The sequence below is a fragment of the Streptacidiphilus sp. BW17 genome, from assembly GCF_041262485.1.
Taxonomy (GTDB): Bacteria; Actinomycetota; Actinomycetes; order Streptomycetales; family Streptomycetaceae; genus Streptacidiphilus.
Genome location: NZ_JBGCCR010000028.1, coordinates 58,709 through 75,601, shown reverse-complemented (window position 1 = coordinate 75,601; position 16,893 = coordinate 58,709). Strand labels below are relative to the sequence as shown.

At 70.7% G+C, this 16,893-nt stretch carries 14 protein-coding genes and 1 tRNA gene; 2 read left to right on the top strand and 13 right to left on the bottom strand.

The features are described 5' to 3' along the window. Positions 1–11: 11 nt before the first annotated feature. From ABH940_RS27915 to ABH940_RS27865, 11 genes are all read right to left on the bottom strand, one after another. Positions 12–1,199, bottom strand: a complete 1,188-nt coding sequence (locus tag ABH940_RS27915) for an FAD-dependent oxidoreductase (RefSeq protein ID WP_370106517.1) — start codon at positions 1,197–1,199, stop codon at positions 12–14. A gap of 96 nt (positions 1,200–1,295) precedes the next feature. Further along, a complete protein-coding gene (locus ABH940_RS27910) occupies positions 1,296–2,399 on the bottom strand; it encodes a 3-oxoacyl-ACP synthase III family protein (RefSeq protein ID WP_370106516.1) in 1,104 nt (367 codons plus the stop codon). After that, entirely contained in the window at positions 2,396–4,798 is a 2,403-nt protein-coding gene (locus ABH940_RS27905) for a beta-ketoacyl synthase N-terminal-like domain-containing protein (RefSeq protein WP_370067221.1), read from the bottom strand. The genes ABH940_RS27910 and ABH940_RS27905 overlap by 4 nt, the downstream gene beginning before the upstream one ends. Before the next feature lie 90 nt (positions 4,799–4,888). After that, the gene (locus tag ABH940_RS27900) at positions 4,889–6,250 is read right to left on the bottom strand and encodes a beta-ketoacyl synthase (protein ID WP_370067216.1); all 1,362 of its coding nucleotides are present in this window, start codon (positions 6,248–6,250) and stop codon (positions 4,889–4,891) included. Further along, the gene (locus ABH940_RS27895) at positions 6,247–7,521 is read right to left on the bottom strand and encodes a beta-ketoacyl synthase (protein ID WP_370067214.1); all 1,275 of its coding nucleotides are present in this window, start codon (positions 7,519–7,521) and stop codon (positions 6,247–6,249) included. The genes ABH940_RS27900 and ABH940_RS27895 overlap by 4 nt, the downstream gene beginning before the upstream one ends. A 12-nt stretch (positions 7,522–7,533) precedes the next feature. After that, entirely contained in the window at positions 7,534–7,986 is a 453-nt protein-coding gene (gene acpS / locus ABH940_RS27890; protein WP_370067212.1) for a holo-ACP synthase, read from the bottom strand. 46 nt (positions 7,987–8,032) lie between these two features. Then, positions 8,033–8,446 (bottom strand): acyl carrier protein, encoded by a 414-nt coding sequence (locus ABH940_RS27885; RefSeq protein ID WP_370067210.1) that lies wholly within the window; start codon positions 8,444–8,446, stop codon positions 8,033–8,035. Between the two features lie 97 nt (positions 8,447–8,543). Continuing rightward, the gene (fabD, locus tag ABH940_RS27880) at positions 8,544–9,542 is read right to left on the bottom strand and encodes an ACP S-malonyltransferase (RefSeq protein ID WP_370067208.1); all 999 of its coding nucleotides are present in this window, start codon (positions 9,540–9,542) and stop codon (positions 8,544–8,546) included. Between the two features lie 42 nt (positions 9,543–9,584). Beyond that, the gene (locus tag ABH940_RS27875) at positions 9,585–9,731 is read right to left on the bottom strand and encodes a hypothetical protein (protein WP_370067206.1); all 147 of its coding nucleotides are present in this window, start codon (positions 9,729–9,731) and stop codon (positions 9,585–9,587) included. Positions 9,732–10,060: 329 nt separating this feature from the next. After that, a tRNA-Thr gene (locus tag ABH940_RS27870) sits at positions 10,061–10,134 on the bottom strand. A 328-nt stretch (positions 10,135–10,462) separates the two neighbouring features. Continuing rightward, the gene (locus tag ABH940_RS27865; RefSeq protein WP_370106515.1) at positions 10,463–11,347 is read right to left on the bottom strand and encodes a hypothetical protein; all 885 of its coding nucleotides are present in this window, start codon (positions 11,345–11,347) and stop codon (positions 10,463–10,465) included. A 203-nt stretch (positions 11,348–11,550) separates the two neighbouring features. Here ABH940_RS27865 and ABH940_RS27860 point away from each other — a divergent pair, with 203 nt between their 5' ends. Together ABH940_RS27860 and ABH940_RS27855 are read left to right on the top strand one after the other, a co-directional pair. Then, positions 11,551–12,423, top strand: a complete 873-nt coding sequence (locus tag ABH940_RS27860) for an endonuclease NucS domain-containing protein (protein ID WP_370106514.1) — start codon at positions 11,551–11,553, stop codon at positions 12,421–12,423. A 39-nt stretch (positions 12,424–12,462) separates the two neighbouring features. Continuing rightward, positions 12,463–13,857 carry a hypothetical protein gene (locus ABH940_RS27855; protein ID WP_370106513.1) on the top strand — a complete coding sequence of 465 codons (1,395 nt, stop codon included), beginning with the start codon at positions 12,463–12,465 and terminating at the stop codon, positions 13,855–13,857. 65 nt (positions 13,858–13,922) lie between these two features. On the opposite strand, the gene ABH940_RS27850 is transcribed toward ABH940_RS27855, so the two are convergent. Together ABH940_RS27850 and ABH940_RS27845 are read right to left on the bottom strand one after the other, a co-directional pair. Next, positions 13,923–15,722, bottom strand: a complete 1,800-nt coding sequence (locus ABH940_RS27850; RefSeq protein ID WP_370106512.1) for a VWA domain-containing protein — start codon at positions 15,720–15,722, stop codon at positions 13,923–13,925. Next, positions 15,719–16,873, bottom strand: coding sequence for an AAA family ATPase (locus ABH940_RS27845; protein WP_370106539.1), 1,155 nt, complete (start codon positions 16,871–16,873; stop codon positions 15,719–15,721). The genes ABH940_RS27850 and ABH940_RS27845 overlap by 4 nt, the downstream gene beginning before the upstream one ends. Between the last annotated feature and the right edge of the window lie 20 nt (positions 16,874–16,893).

Genomic DNA, 16,893 nt, shown 5'->3' with positions numbered 1-16,893 from the left:
TGCGAACGCGCTCACGTCGCGTCGGCGACTGCGCGCGGGGCCCACCGCGTGGCGTAGGCGACGTGCTCGTTTTCCGCCTGCTGGAAGGTCTTCTTCCAGCCGAGTTTCATCACCCGGTCGCGCAGCCAGATGGCGGCCGGGTTCTGCAGCGAGCCGATCACGCCGATGCGATGCGCCAACTCCTGCATCGGCGCGGTGCGTTGCTGCCGCTCGGCCTCGTAGGCGCGCAGCGCCTGGGTGACGGTGGCACCGGGTGCGGCGAGCTGGTCGGCCAGTTCGAGGGCGTCCTCGATGGCCAGGCAGGCGCCCTGCCCGATGTTGAAGCTCATGGCGTGGGCGGCGTCGCCGAGCAGGGTGACCCGGCCCCGGCCCCAGACCGCGTCGGGTTTGCGGTCCACGACATCGCCCCGAATGATGCTCTCCGGAACGGTCGCGTCGAGGATGCGCTCGACCGGGGCGGTCCAACCGGCGTGCCGGGCGCGCAGCATGTCCAGGGTCTGCTCGGGCGTGCCCTCGTCGCGCTCACCGGCCGGGCCGTTGGCGACACTCATCCAGTGCACGACGCCGGGGGCGATGTCGTAGTACGTGAAGCGGACCCCGGGACCGAACAGGGCTCGGAAGCTACCGGGCTGGAACTCCTCGGCTGACATCTTCGCGTGGCCACGCCAGGCGATGTAGCCGGTGTAGTCGGGCGGCTGGGGGCCGAGCAGTTGGGAACGGACGGCGGAGCGGACGCCGTCGGCTCCGACCAGCAGGTCGCCGTCCTCTGAGGTGCCGTCGGCGAAGCGGACGGTCACCCCGTCGGCGTGCTCGGTGTACCCGGAGACCTCGGCGCCGGTGACGATACGAGCGGTCACGGCCTCGCGCAGGATGCCGTGCAGGTCGGAGCGGCTGATGGCGACGGTGGGCTGCCCGTAGCGCTCGACGAACTGGCCCACCGGGTACTCGCCGATGACGCGACCGGTCGAGGTCGCGAAGTGGCACACGTCCTGCGCGGGAGCGATCTTGGCGACCTGGTCCGCGACCCCGAGGTGGGCCAGCGCCAGCATGCCGTTGGTGAAGATGTGCAGACCGGCGCCGCCGTCGCGCAGTTGGGGCGCGCGTTCGAAGACGACGGAGTCGATGCCCTGCTGTTGGAGGGCCAGTGCGGTCGCGATGCCGCCGAGCCCACCACCGGCGATGAGAACCTTGCGTGCCATGGGTCCCTCCTGGAGGTCAGTGCGTCTGGTTCGGGCGTCTGGTTCGGGCGGATGGCGCGGATGCTTCGGGGTCTACGTCGGATAACTGACGGATGATCAGCTCGGCAGCGATGCGTGCCAGGTCACCGAAAGCCCGGTGTAGACGTACCGGCTGGCCTCGATGCCGAGCAGCACGATCCGGTCGCCGGGCCGGATACGCCCCGAGGTCCAACCCGCGTCCAGCGACAGCGGCACCGCGGCCGAGCCGGTGGCCCCGACGTCGGCCAGGTTCTCCACGATCCGCCCGCTGAGTGCCTGGATGTCCTCGGCTGACAGTCCGGCGCTCTCGTACTCGTCGGCGAAGTAGTCGGCGTTGCCTTCCGGCAGCACGATCGCGTCGAACTCGCCGAGCGTCCGGCCGTCCTTCCTGGCCATCTCCTGGATCGCACGGACGAACACGTGCGGGCTGAACGCGGTGGTCCCGGGTACGTCGAGCTTCATCTGGATCAGCTGGCGGCGGCGCAGCTGCTCTGCCTGCGGCACGTCCGTGCCGCCGCCGATGATCTCCATGCCGGGCTTGCGCAGGCCACCCACGCAGGCATTGACGAAGGCGAACTCGTCGGCTGCGTCCGCCGGTTCAGCGACCGGTTCGGCCCGCAGGACCACGGCTCCCGCACCGTCACCGAACGTGTACAACGTGAGCCGGTCCCGCATCCGCACGCGCGCCGGGTCCTTGTCCAGGAAGAGCGGCGCCAGGATCGGCGAGCCGGCCTCGCTGCCCACCACGAGGGCGGTGCGCGCCGTCCCGTCGGCCAACTGCCGCCGCGCCAGGTCCAGCGCCTGGACCCAGCCGGCGCAGGCCCCGCGGATCTCGATCGCGGCAACGCTCTCCAGGCCCAGGTAGTGCTGCAGGGTGGTGGCGACGCCGGGCAATGTGTACTCCGGCGTCGCCGTGCACACCACGATCAGGTCGAGCTCGTCGGGCTCGACCCCGGCCCGTTCCAGGGCCTGCCGGGAGGCACGCTCGGCCATCCGGCTGTTGTTGATCCGGTGCTCGCCCGTGGCCGGGTCGATCATCCAGTACCGGGTCTTGACCTGGATGCCTTCGAGGACGTCGTCCGGCAGCGGCCCGACGAGCTTCTCCAGCGCGGCGTTGTCGATCGGATCGCCGGGCACGTACCCGCCGGTGGAGAGAATCTTCACGTCGTACGCGGTGGTCATCGGGCAGACTCCGTTCCGGGCAGGTGAGCGGGGCAGACGGGGCAGACGGGCGACAGGACCAGCGAGGTGTGGGTGCCGCCGAGGGACGAGCTGTTGATCAGGACCGGCCCGTGGTCCCCGCCCTCGCGCCAGGCGCCGACGGCGAGGACCGCCGACAGGTGGGCTCCAGCGCCGACCGGCTCGCCGAGCACCCGCTTCGGGGCCTCGAACCGCACCTGGTCCACGCCGAACACCCGGTCCACAGCGGCCTGTTCGGCACGGTCGGCGGCGGCCAGTCCGGCCGCGTTCGCCCAGACCGCCGACACCTGGTCAGGCCCGACCCCGGCGCTGCGCAGTGCCCCGCGCATCGCCCGCTCCACACCGTCGCCGGACGGGTCCCAGCGGCCGATGCCGCAGGCGTCCGACGCGGTCGCGTGTCCCCGGACCACGGCGAGGATCGGGGCGCCGCGCCGCTCGGCACTCGCCCGGCGCTCCAGCACCAGCGCGATGCCGGCCTCGGCGAGCGTGTACCGCCGCCCGGCCGCCGAACCGAACAGCGGGATGCTGCGGTACGCGTCCAACGTGGCCGGCGAGAACGCCTCCACCGCCGGCACCAGCAGGCACTCGGCGCGTCCGGCGCGCAGCATGTCGTACGCCACGCCCAGCGCTGCGGCGCCCGCCGCGTGACCCGACGTCAGCGTCGACGTCGGCCCCTTGGTACCCAGGCCCATGGCGACATGGCCGGCAGCGCCGTTGAACACGGTGTTCGTGAAGACGGCCGGGTTCGCTTCCTGCGCGCCCTCGGCCAGCACCGGGACGGTGAACCGTTCGCCGCTCTCCATCGGCCCGATCCCGGTGCCGAGCACCACACCGGTCGCGGCGACGGCAGCCGCGTCGCCGTCCACCGCCGCGGCGCCCAGGGCTGCCCGGCTCGCGGCGACCGCCAGCTGGGAGACCTTGTCCATGCGCCGGCGCTCCCTGGCGGTGCCGGCGGCCGAGCGGTCGAACTCGACCCGGGCCACCCGCAGTCCGTCCTCGAAGGCACCCTGCCGACGCCCGGACGCGTAGGCCTCCCAGAGCGCCTCGCCCCCCTCACCGGCCGAGGTGATCACACCGAACCCGGTCACCACGACCTCGTCCGGACCGACGGCCGGAGCCGGCGCGGAGGGGCCGCCGGGGCGGGCGAAGGCGATGGTCGCGTTGGCGCCGGCGAACCCGAAGTTGTTGGACAGCGCGGTGTCCAGCACCATCGGGCGGCCCGTCCCCGGCACCGGGTCGAGACCGCACTGCGGATCCACTCCGCCGAAGTTCGCGGTGGGCGGCGCCACCTGGTCGCGCAGGGCCAGCACGGTGACGATGCCCTCCACCGCACCCGCCGCGCCCAGCAGATGGCCGATCATCGACTTGGTGCTGGACAGCGAGGTCTTCACGGCGGCGGCCTCGCCGAGCGCGGCACGCACCGCGTTGCTCTCCGCCGAGTCGTTCTTCTCCGTGCCGGTTCCGTGCCCGTTGACGTACCGGACGTCGTCAGGGGTCAGGCCCGAGGTCGCCAAGGCCGCGCGGATCGCCCGGGCCGCGCCCTCGCCCTCGGGGTGCGGCGCCGTCGGGTGGTGGCCGTCGGCGGTCAGGCCGTAGCCCAACACCTCGGCGACCACCGGGGCACCGGTGCGCTCGGCCGCCTGCCGCGACAGCAGAAGGAGCATCCCGCTGCCCTCGCCCAGGGTCAGGCCCGACCGGTCCTTGGAGTAGGGGGCTGCGGGCTGCGGGGAGAGCGACCACAGACTGCTGAACCCGGCGAACGCCGACTCGGTGAAGGCGTCACTGCCGCCGACGAGCATCGCGTCGGCCGCGCCGGCCCGGATCACCTCCAGGGCGTGGGCGATCGCGTGCGCGCTGGAGGCGCAGGCGGTGTTGACACTCAGTACCGGACCCTTGAGGCCGAAGGCGGCCGACAGCGCCTCGGCGGCGGCCTGAGGCGGTACGAAGGTGTAGCGGCGCCAGTCGGGCGTGCCGCCCAACTGCACCTCGCGCAGGGCGAGTTCCGCGCTGCGCCAGCCGGCGTGACAGGTCCCGTACGCGACACCCCAGCGCTCGGCCGGGATGTCCGCACCGACCCGCAGGCCCGAGGAGGCCATGGCCTCCTCGGCAGCGGTCAGCGCGTAGTCGACGGACAGATCACGGGAGTCGACGCCCGGGGCGTAGTCGTAACCGGGCGAAGAGGGTTCGGTGACCTCACCGCCCAGGGTGGTCTGATAGCCGTCCATCGGCAGGCGGCGCACCGGAGAGATCGCGACCTTCCCCGCGCGCACCCCGTCCCACAGGGCCTCGGCCGAACCGCCGTGCGGGGTGATCGCCCCCACGGCGACGATCACTACGCCGACGGCCCGGTCAGGAACGTCAGCGACAGGAACGTCAGCCACAGAAGCGTCAGTTGCAGGAACGTCAGTTTCAGGAACGTCAGTCATGCGTCTGCTTCCTTCTCCGACAGGGCTGCACGGCTGCACGGCCGCTCACGCCAGCCTGGACAGGGTCAGCGCCACGGCCTGCCCCTCGATCCCCCGGGCCAGCGCCATCGCATGGGACGGCCTGGACTCCCGGGCGCTGCCACGGACGTGGTCCAGATCGCACGCCGGGTCGGGGTTGTCGAGGTTGAGCGTCGCGGGCAGGACTCCGTGGTGCAGGGCCAGTGCGGCCACGGCAGCGTTCAACGCACCGCCGCCGCCGACGAGGTGGCCGGTCTGCGGCTTGGGCGTGCTGACCGGCACCGACCCGGCGGCCTGGCCCAGCGCGGTGCGCAGGGCGATGGCCTCGCCCGTGTCACCGAGCCTGGTCGCGGCGCCGTCCGAGGCGATGTAGCCGAGGTCGTCGGCGGCCAGCCGGGCGTCCTCCAGCGAGCGCCGCACCGCCCGAGCCAGGCCGCGGCCCTCGGGGTCCGCCGCAGGAGGCGTACGGGCGTCGTGGCCGGCGCCGTAGCCGGTCAGCTCGGCGTAGATACGGGCGCCGCGCCGCAGCGCCGCCTGCTTCTCCTCCAGCACCAGCAGTGCGGCGCCTTCGCCGGGGAGCCCGCCGCTGCGGTCCCGGTCGTAGGGCCGGTATGCCTGCTGCCCCCGGTCGTTGCGGGTGGTCAGGATGCCGAGCCGGTCGAGCAGCGTCATCGACCACCAGCTGGTGGCGTCGTCGTAGCCGCCCGCGAGCGCCACGTCCGCGTCCCCGCGGCGCACCGCACGCATGGCCCGCCCGATCGCGGTGGCACCCGCGTCCGCATAGCCCGCGAAGAAGGTGCTGGAGCCCCGGATGCCGTACGTCTGCGAGATGTTGAACACCGCACCGGCCGGCAGCCCTTCGACGAAGAACAGCGGTGGCATGATGACGTCGCCGTGCCGGCCGAGGTGTGCCATGTCGGCCGTGCCGTCCGGCCGGCGGATCACCTTCAGCTCGTCGATCAGCTGCTCCATGCGGCCGAGCGACTTGTTGCCGCCGAGGTACAGGCCGGCCCGGTGGCCGAGCTCGTCGCCGCCGGCCTGCTTGTGCGGCAACCCCGCATCGTCCAGGGCGAGCCGCGCGGCGGCCAGCGCGAGGCGGTCACCGCGGTTGACGGTGCGCAGCTGGCGCTTGGTGGCGAACCGGGTGGGGTCGAAATCGACGATCTCGCCGCCCAACCGGGTCTGCAGCGGCGACGGGTCGTAGGCCCGGATCGGGCCGATCCCGGATTCGCCGGCCACCAGCGCCTTCCAGTTGGCCTCGGGACCCTCGCCCAGCGCGGTCAGCAGGCCGATGCCGCTGATGACGACCTGGCGTCCGGTGCCGTTCATCGGCTTCATCAGCGTTCCTCCGTCGAGCTGTGGGGCCGTCCCGAGCTGTGGCGTCGTCATCTCTCCTCCTCGTAACGCCCCACGACCAGCCCGACGTTGGTGCCGCCGAAGGCGAACGCGTTGACGAGGGCGTGCCGCACGTCGCGCCGGCGGGCCGTGTTCGGGACGAAGTCGAGGCCGAGCCGGCGGTCGGGCGTCTCCTGGTTGATGGTCGGCGGCACCACCCCGTGGTTGATCGCCCCGATCGCGGTGAACAGGCTCAACGCCGCGGACGCCGCGGTGAGATGACCGGCCATCGACTTCGGCGAGCTGATCAGCAGCCGCTCGGCGTCGTCGCCGAACACCCTCTTGATCGCCGTGGTCTCCGACAGGTCGTTGCCCGAGGTGCTGGTGCCGTGCGCCACGACGTAGTCGATGTCGGCCGGTTCGAGACCGGCGTCCGCGATCGCCGCCTGGATGGACTCGATGGCCCCGCTGCCGTCCGGCGGCGAGTCGGTCATCCGCCAGGCGTTCAGGCTGGTGCCGTAACCGAGGATCTCGGCGAGGATCCGTGCCCCGCGGGCGCGGGCCGCTTCGAGTTCCTCCAGTACCAGGACGACGCTGCCCTCCCCGAGGACGAACCCGGACCGCTCGGCGTCGAAGGGGCGGCTGGCCCGCTGCGGATCGTCGTTGTACTCGTGGGTCAGAGCCCCGAGCAGGCCGAAGCACAACACGTCGAGCCAGGTCGTCAGCGAGTCGTAGCCGCCCGCGAGCATGAGCGTCGCATCGCCCTCCTGGAGGGAGCGGAAGGCCTCTCCGACGGCGTGCCCGGAGGCCGAGCAGGCGGTGGACACACCCAGCATCGGGCCGGTCGCGTCCAGCATCCGGGCCATCGCCGCGGAGGCGATGTTCTGGCTGTAGGCCAGCGCGTCCGAGGGCGCGTACGTGGTGAACGCGTCCTCCCTGCCGGTCCGGTCGCGCAGCGCCCCGACATCCACCAGCCACTGCAGGTCCGGCCGGTCCACGCACGCACCCATGGCCACGCCCATGTCCGCGCCGTCGTACGTCTCCTTGTCGACGCCGGCGTCGCGCAACGCCTCCCACGCCGCGCCCACACCGAAGGTGCCCGGACGCAGCAGATGGCGCAGGCCGACCGAATCGGGCACCGCGTCGGCGAGGCTGTAGTCCTTGACCTCACCGGCGATGGTGACCTGGAAGCCGGTGGTGTCGATCGTCGTCAACTGACCGACCCCGCTGCGTCCTTCGGTCAGCCCTTGCCATGTGCTCGGAGCGTCGTTGCCCAGCGGTGTGACGGCGCCCACGCCCGTGACGACCACCCTGCGGTTCGTCATCATCGCCCTTCCTCAAGCGTCATGTCGGTCGTCTCCTTCTGCCGTGTCCGTGGTGCGAGCTGGTGCTGGAGCCGGCTCCGGGTCAGGAGGGCCGGGCAGGCACACCATGACGGCGTGTGCCACGGCGACACCTCCGGTGTGGCTCAGGGAGATCTCGATGTGGTGCATCCCGAGGGACCGGGCGACGGACTCCACCTCGCCGTACAGCCGCACACTGGGGCGTCCGCCGCGGTCGTTGACGACCTCGATGTCCGTCCACTCCATGCCCCGGGCCATACCGGTCCCGAGGCACTTGAGTACGGCTTCCTTGGTGGCCCAGCGGCCCGCGAGGTGCTCGCCGGCCCGTCTGCGCCGAAGGCAGTAGGCCAGCTCGCGGTGCGTGAACACCCGTTCCTGCAACTCGGGTTGCGAGGCCATCAACTGCTCGACCCGGGCCACCTCGACCAGGTCTATGCCGGTCCGCACCCACAGCGGCGGGGCGGGGCGGTCCGGCGACCGCCCCGCATCCGGTTCAGCCAGCGGGCGTGGCGAGCGCCGCACGCTCGGTCACCAGATCCGTCAGGTTCTGCACGGTGAACAGGGTCAGCACCTCATCCGCCGTGAGCTTGCCGGCCAGCTCCTGCACGTCGATCTGCGGCAGCGACTTCTTGAGCTGGGCCAGCCCGACCTCGTTGATGACGTCGTCCTCGTCGGCGAACTCCTCGTCGGGTATCCCGCCCTGGAGCAGTTCGGCGATGTCCGAGACCTTGATCTTCACGTCCGACGCCTTCTCGACGCGGAACAGGATGTCGAGCAGGTCGATCGACTCGGCGCCCAGGTCGCCCAGCAGGGTGGCCTCGGGTACGGCCTCATCGACATCGATGCCCAGCGCGTCGGCGACGGCCTCTTGGACGATGGTGGCGAAGTCTTTCCCCTCGTACGACATATGTCCTATACCCCTTCGTGGAATCGCTGGTGGTGGACGGACCAGGCTGCTGCGGGCGATTGTTGACCAGCCGTCAAGTCCTTGGGACGTCAGGACGTCAGGACAGCGTCGGTTCCTGCGAGTTGTCCGATGTCAGTTCACCGAGCAGCTTCGTCAGGCGACGCTCGTCTCCGGTGGAGCGGGTACGGGCCTCATCGATCGTCCGGCGGGTGAGTCCGCTGAGCACCCGGCCGGGGCCGATCTCGGTGTACGCACCCACTGGGTGCCGTGCTGCGGTGCGCAGAACCTCAACCCAGCGGACCGGTTCGGTGAGCTGACGCCGCAGCAGCTCCCGAGCCTCCTCGCCGGAGCGGACGTAGGTGCCGGTGACCGAACTGATCACGGGAAGGTCGGGATCGGCGAACGGACGGGCCGCGAGCGCCGCGGTGAACTCCTCCTCCACCGCCGCCATCAACGAGCAGTGGAAGGGAGCCCCGACGTCCAGCCGCACGACCTTTTCGGCGCCGGCGTCCAGCGCGGCCTTGCCGGCCATGTCGACGGCATCGGCGTGCCCCGATATGACGGTCTGCAGCGGCTCGTTGTAGTTCGCGACCTGGACCAGACCGGCGCCCTCTGCGCTGGTGCAGGCCGTCAGCACCTGCTCCGCGGGCAGGCCCAGCACGGCTGCCATCGCGCCGGGCGCCTCGCGGGCCACCGCGCCCATCAGCCGGCCGCGCAACTGCACCAGCTCGAGGGCCGACTCCAGGGACAGCACCCCGGCTGCCACCAGGGCCGGGTACTCACCGAGGCTGTGACCCGCCGTCGCCGCGGGCCGGTAGCCGACGTCCCGCAGCAGCTCCCAGATGGCAAGGCTGGTCGTGACGATCGCGGGCTGGGTGATCTCGGTGCGGGCGAGTTCCGCCGCACTGCCGGTCACGCAGATCCGCGACAGCGGCTGGCCCAGGATCTCGTCGGCCTGGGCGAACAGCCGCCGGGCTGAGGGATGGGCGTCGAGCAGGTGCCCGGCCATTCCGGGCCGCTGCGAGCCCTGTCCGGGGAACATCGCCAGGCAGCCGGCTGTCGTGCCGTGGCCGCCTGGACCGGTCCTACCGGTCATCAGCTATTCCTTTCGTGGGTTGCTGCGGGGGTGCGATGCCAGTCACTTCCGGTGCGGCGGCGGGCCGACGAAAGGGTTCATCAGCTGCGCGGGGTATTCGGCGCCCAGTTCCCGGCGCAGCTTCTCCGGCTCTGCCGCCGCGCCGAGCCGCCGACGCACGATGACGCCGGCCGCATCGTCGGTACCCATCAGGGCTTGCCCGTGGAGAGGTGGCGGGCGTCGGTGTCCGGGGCGGTCCTAACTAGGAGGGATGCACGTCCTGGAGACGACGTCCGGAACAACCACTGAGGTCCCTCCCTGTCCCGCTCTGCCGCTTCGGCGCCGTCGGATCAACCTTCGGGCTCAGGGTTGGGCGCAGGCCTGGAACACTCCTTGACCGCAGCTATATCCCCAGGTCAGCGCCGCGAGACCGGAAGCGGGACCAGGGCCCGGCACAAGGCCCGCGGCCGACTCCGCCGGCGGACTCCAGGAAACCCAAAGGCCCAGGTCGCAGTGGACTGCGACCTGGGCCTCAAAGGAGCCGCCTTCGGGATTCGAACCCGAGACCTACGCATTACGAGTGCGTTGCTCTGGCCAACTGAGCTAAGGAGGCGGGGTGCCGCGCTACGGCAGCACTCCTGTTTCAGGGTACCTCCTCGTGTCGCATCGTGTCGCCACGTCCGACGTCTTCGCTGATCAGCGCCCATCTGTCCGCCGCCGTGATCTTGCGCTGGTGATCAGTTATAGGGCTCGCGGTGCCGGTTGGTGTCGGACTGTCCGAAGGCGTCCGGCCTCCCTCTGGCCTCCCCTGGCCTCCCTGCCAGGGTGCCGAGCCCCTGGTCCCTCCGGGTGACTGCAGCCTCTCGCCGTCTCGCTGGCCACCCTTGGCTTCCACTACGCTCCGTTACGCTCCGCCTGTCGGAGCAGCAAAGGAAGCGCGCTCACGCTGCCGGTGGTTTGTGCCTGGGTTCGACGTTGCTGAACGCGCAGAACCATGCGGCGGGTCGGTAGTCGCCAATGCCCAGCCTGCGATTCACCTCGTTCTCCGGATCCTCCAGTCCGTCAGCATTCGGCTGGAAGAGCATCAACAGGTCGCTGTCCTGGAACAGGGCTTCGCGGCATGCATTCCAGTCATAGTCACGAGGGTCCGCCGGGAGGCCGCTGACCACTGGAGCCGTCCGTCCGGGATCACTGCGGAGCAGGCTGTCTGCATGGACGATCGCGAGTTCGAGCGCCATCTCCTCAGCTGGCGTCCGGGGCATCGGGATCCCCACGGCGAGGTCCTCCGCAAGAGCTGGGAACGCTTGCAGGAAGCACCTCCGCCAGTCGGCATTCTGGCTCCACGTGAAGCGAGGGAGTAACGCGAACACGCCGCCATCCGCTGCGGAGGCGAGCGGAGTGTCGATCAGCACCTGGAGCTGCTCGCTTCCCGCCTGCCCCAAGCCGAGAAGCGAGGCGCGAAGAACGGCCGCAGTCCGCGCGGTAAGAGGCGGGATGCAGGGAATGGCTATCGGCGCTGCAAACTGCTCGGCGGCGCGCTGGCCAAGGGAGGACACAGTCAGTTCTTCGCCGAGCGCCTCAACGCCGGCCACCTCGTCGAGCAGACAGTCAGCGTCGATGACGTACTGGAGTGCGGCCGACGAGCTGTGGGCGATTTCGGCGAGTGCCGCCTCGCGGCTCGCCGGGTCGGGGAAGTGCGCCTGGAGCAGGGACCGCCTGGCGACTTCGGCGAGCGCCGCCGCGTCGTTCACACGGACGCTCAGCGTCACCGTGATTTGGAGGGCCTCGCCACCGTTGTGGGCGTCGGCCGTGCCGCTCTCCGTCATGCTCGGAGAGTAGGGCAGACGGGTGCCTACAGGTCGACACCTCGGCAGACAGTACCCGGTCATGTGATCTGTGCAACAATCGCTAGCCTTGGCCAGCGTAGGCAAGTACCCTGTCCGGCTCAGACCCGGCAGCGCGCCGGGCAGGGGGCGGGGGACGTAGCTTGGCTGAGCTTGCGCTGTTCAGGTCCGAGGATGGTCGCGCTGTGCCGCTGGTCGGCTCGGCCGTCGGGCTGGAGCGAGATCTTCAGACGTACATCGAGCGCAACATGCTCGCACTCCTCGGCGTGCGGTTCGTGGCGTCGGAGCACTACACCGGCGCGCAGCACGCTGGCCGAGTGGACTCGCTGGGTCTAGACGAGGACGGGTCGCCGGTCGTCATAGAGTACAAGCGCCGTACCGATGAGAATGTGATCTCCCAGTCCCTGTACTACATGTCCTGGCTGCGTGATCATCGCTCGGAGTTCGAGTCGCTGGTCGCCGCGCGCATCTCGCCCGAGGCCGCTGCCGAGGTGGACTGGAGCAGCCCCCGGATCATCTGCATAGCTGCGGACTTCTCCCGCTACGACGCCCACGCGGTCCGGGAGATCGGCCGTCGGATCGACCTCGTCCGCTATACCCGGTTCGGTGAGGACCTTCTCGCTCTGGAGCTGTTCGTCTCCGTGGCCGGCAGTGGTGCGCGCACGCGCGCGGACGCCACCGCGGTCGGTGCTGCGGAGCCGCGGTCGCGCACGGTCGGCAATGCCCTGGCCCAGGCGCCGGAGGACCTAGTGGCCCTGTACCGGGACCTGGACGCCCGGCTGCTGGAGCTGGGCGACACGAGCAGCGTGACACTGGCCCAGTACGTGGCCTACCGGCGGAGCCGGAACTTCGCCTGCGTCAAGGTGCTGACCGGAGAGGAGACTCTCGTGGTGTACCTGCGGGTGGACCCGAGCACGGTCGAGCTTCAGGAGGGGTTCACCCGCGATGTGAGCCGGATCGGCCACCACGGCACCGGCGATCTGGAGGTGCGGATCCGGTCCGTTGAGGATCTCGACCGGGCCGCTGACCTTCTGGCCGCCAGCTACCGGGCCGCTTGATCATCCGACCCGCCCCGTGACGAAGTGGACGATCCCTCAGTGACCAGCTCGGCTTTCAGCCTGCCGCCCGACGCGGTGGACGTCCCCGTCCAGGTCGACGAGGACCAGTTGTACGGCCGCATCGACTGGCGGTCGGCGGACTGGCCCTGGCGGCCCTCTCCCGCAACCCCTCTGGAGTACGGGTGGTACAGGGCCACCACGACGTGGCGGCACATCCTTCAGTCGGCTTTCCAGACCGGAGGCGATCCGGATCGATGGCTGCGCGAGTACCCGGAGTTCGCGGCGGCCGAGCTGGTCAGGCGAGCCGCCGGGCTCCGCTCGATGCTCTACGTCAAGAAGATCGAGTGCATGACGGAGCCAGGGGCGGCCAACCGGGCCCTGTTCGTCACACCCCTCTACCAGCACGGCGTCGAAGCGAGCGGGAAGGTGGGCTTCGCTTACGAGTTGGGCATGACGATGGCTCACTGGATCACTGTCGTCATGTCCGGACTCAGTGGCACCAAGCACTTGGAGCTGGAGGAACCTCCGGACATGGATATGGCGGGTCGAGGCCGCCTTCCGGACCTCTGGGGCTGGCACGCCGGCGAGGACATGAACTGGCTGATCGAGGCCAAGGCGGGCCGGCACTTGGGCGGCGAGCGCGGTCAGCTTGCCAGCGGTTGGCAGCAGCTCAGCGCAGGCAGTGCTCGGATGGGTGCGGTGCGGCATCGCAAGGTTCTGTGCGGTGCCTTGTTGCCGGACCGCACCCACTGGGAGACCGAGCCATTGACGATGGTCGTCCGCACGGAGGTGGTGACCGGCGCGGCCTCCCGCTTCGCACCGTCCCTCCAGTCCGCTGCCCGGATGCGAGAGCGCGACGAGGCGGCTCTGCGGGATGTGGTGGCGCTGGTGGAGCGTGAGTTGCTGGTCTACCTGACCTTGGTCCACGGTCCCGTGGTGGATCTCCGTGTCGAGCGCCCTGCTGTGGCTTTCGGTGATGCTCGTCCCGACGGCACGCTCTACTTCGAACGCCAGAGGCTGGGTGGCACACCGCTGGTGAACCATCGCGAGTTCCTGGTCGCCCGGCTCCCGGGGACCGATGTCACCGTGGGGATGTCGCAGAGGCTGGTCGCGGCCTGTCGGGTGTGGGTCGAGAGTCGTTACGGGTTCGAGGGGAGCCGGGCTCGTTGGGACCTCGACGGTGTGCCGTACGGTCTCCGCCCCGGCGATGATGCGGAGCGCGGCGACTTCGCTTGGCTCGTGCAGAGGTACCGCGACGCCCGGCACCGGGTGCTTGACGCGTACCGTCATCCCGCCCAGTGGAGCCAGCTGCTGGATCACCGGGCGGTAGAACGCCGTTCGGGTCGCGACCGTCACGGCGAGCTGCTCGAACATGTGACCTTGGATACGTACGTGGCCACTGAGGGGCTCGACCCGATCGTCTTCGCTCACTGACGGACGTCGGAGTGCAGGTCCTGGTTCAGCGGCTGCGGATGGTGTTCTGCGCCTGCGGGGCGGGGCTAGCGTGTCCTGCGGATTGCGTCGGTGGCCGCCTTGGCGATGGCGGCGGGTGCGCTGGAGGGCCGGGGCAGGTGGAGGAGGGTCGTACCTGGCAGGTGGCGGGATTCGTCCGTCATGGTGAGCTGCAGTACCGCACAGCCGGCGGCGGTGAGGCGTTTGATGCGCGAGACCGCATTGGGGGTCTCATCGCCGAAGTAGAGGGCGTCGGTAACGATGACGAGAAGGCGGCCGGCACCCGGGCGACCAAGATCCAGGGCGTGGTCGAGGGCGTCGATGGCGTCGCCGAGGCTGTGGCCGCCGCCGTCGGCCTTGAACTTGGTCACGCGTTCCGGTGCACGGTGCCCGGGTCGGGTCAATGCGGTCAGGTTGTAGTCGTAGGCGACGGTGGCGGAGCGGGAGTCCGGGTCAGTCAGGGCTGCGGCGCGGGCCACGATCCAGGCGGCGGAGGCGACGGGTCGGCAGGCGTCCTCCATGGAGCCGGAGACGTCGACTGCGATGCCTACCCGCAGCGGCGGAGTAGGAGAGCTGCGGCGGCGGGTTTGGGTGAAAGGCTCGGCAGTGGGGATCGATCCGGCGGCGCGCTGGGCATCGCGGGCGAGGGCCCGGCCCATGTTGAGGCGCCCGGGAGGAGTGGGGCTTGTGGACCGCTCCTCGGTGCGCTCCCGGTAGGCAGCTGCTCGCAGGGCACGGCTCAGACTCCCCGCGGCGGCCTGCTCGGCTGGCGTGGGTGCGCGGGTGCCGGTGATCGGGTTGCGGGAAGGCTGCGGTGTGCCGTCGGGGCTGACGGTGGTGCCTCGGGGGTTGAAGACGGACGAGGCGGTGGCTGCGGCCTTGCGTCGCCGGTCGGCCTGTTGGACGCGGCCCTTGGCCTGTGCCTGAGACTGCGCGGCCACGGCGCTCTTGGCAGCGAGTTGGGCTGCCAAGTCCGCGGCGTCGTTAGCGGCCATGCTGTCCAGGGCGATCGTCACGGCCGCGGCGAGCAGATCGGTGAGGTCGATCGGGATGGTCAGGGCAGGTGCCGCCGCGTCCAGGGCGTCGCACCAGTCCTCGGCATGGCTGAGCATGGTGCTGGTGTCGTCGTCAGCGCACTGGTGGGCTGAGGTCCAGATGCCAGTGAGGGTGGCCAGCAAGTCGGCGCCCAGGACGCTTTCGCACAGGTCCGCTACAGCTTGGGTCTCACCGGGGTCCAGGATGCCGACGTCCCGGCGCCCGAGGATGAGGGCGGCCACGGTGGCGGCCTGGTCGATCCCCTCGATTGTGGGGCGGGCGATGTCGGGCATGACCAGGGTTCGGGCGCTGGAGCGCAGGTAAGTGCGGTCTGTGGGCCGCCTGGTGAGGTGGCGGCCCTCCGCGCGGCTCTCCTCCAGCAGGAGCGCGGCTTCGACGATGCGGTCGTCCGCGTCGGGTGGTTGCTCCCAGACCGAGTGGGCGGAGTGGGCGGCCTCGTGGACGAACACGCCCCAGGCGGCGGGGTAGCGATCCTCGTCGCCCACGATCCGCGGGTTGATCTCGTGGGGTTGCAGGGGGTCGAACAGGCCGGAGTCGATCTCGATCTCCGACAGGGTGGGGAAGTAGGCGGCCGGTGCTCCGCTGAGGGTGCCGGGGCGGCAGGTGACGAGCAGGTCTTGGCGGCCGGACAGGGCGACCAGTCGGTCGCTGAGTTCGGCTCCCACGCGCAGCCAGGCAGCCGGGGAGGTGCGGGGCTGTGCTGCGGGGGCGCCGTCGTCGTCCCAGCGGGCTAGGTCGGCGTCGTCGTCGGGCGTGGTGGTGGAGGGTTGGATGTGGTGGTGGGCGCTCACCGTGAGGGGCTCCGTTGGGTGGTTCCGGCGCCGTGCGGAGGCTGCTGGGGGGCTGCGGCGTAGTTGGCGGGAAGCTGGTTGCCAAGGGTGAGGGGCACGATTCCCTTGATGCCCGAGATCTTGGTGACGGCGGCGGACACGATGTCGCGGTCCTCGATGGGTGCGATGCCGACGAGGTTGGCGAGCGCCGCCTTGAACCCGAGGACCGCCTCGGTCTTTCGAAACGCGATCAACTCCCGCAGCTGGGGTGCCCAGCCCAGTTCGCCGAGTTCGACCTTGCTGGCGAGGTGTCGGGCAATTCGGACCACGCGAGCGTCGATTTGCAGGGCGACGGCGAGGTCGTAGTCCGTGCCGACCTGGATCTGCACGCTGAATCGGCTCGACAGCGCCTCGGTCAGCACAGCGCCGTGCACTCCGGGGTTGTGGCCCGCGACGACGTAGAAGCCCTCCTTTGCCTTGATGGTCTCCCCCTTGTGGGCCTTGACCTGGATCTGGCGGCGGCCGTCCATGGCGGGGTAGAGCGCGGCCAGGACCTTGGGGGAGATCAGGGTGGCGTCGTCGATGAGCAGGGCGCGGCCCTCGGTCATCGCGGTGACCAGCGGGCCGTACTGGAAGACGTAGCTTCCGTCGTCGTCTTGGGTGTACTCGCCGATCAGGTCGCCGACCGTGGTGTCGCCGTCGCCCGCGACGGTGAGCAGGTCGGGGAAGGCCGCCTCCACCAGGCTGGTCTTGCCGGTGCCCGGGGGACCGTACAGCAGCACGGGGACATCGGCGGCGCGCAGGCGGCTGAGGGCCTCGACGTCGGGCAGGTCGGCCAGTTCCCGGGGGTGGTAGAGCTGACCTCCCGCGCGCCGGATCGGGCCGACCTGCTTGAGCGTGTTCGCTGCCGGCGCGGTCGTCGTGCGGGCGGTGGCGGCGCGGGCGCGCGGTGAGTGGGTGCCCGGTGGGCTGATCACCGCCGCCTGGGCGGCTGCGGCGGTCTTCTGATTCGCGCGGAACCGCGGCTGGCCTGTGCCGACCTGGTCGGCCTCGCCGCGCTTCGCCAGGGTCATGGCGGCGTTGCGGACGGCACCGTGGGAGTGCCCCAGTTGCCGGGCCAGGTCGGAGACGGTGAGCGAGTCCGTGGGACGGTCGGCCAGCAGTTTGGCCAGTTTGGCGCGTAGTTCACCGC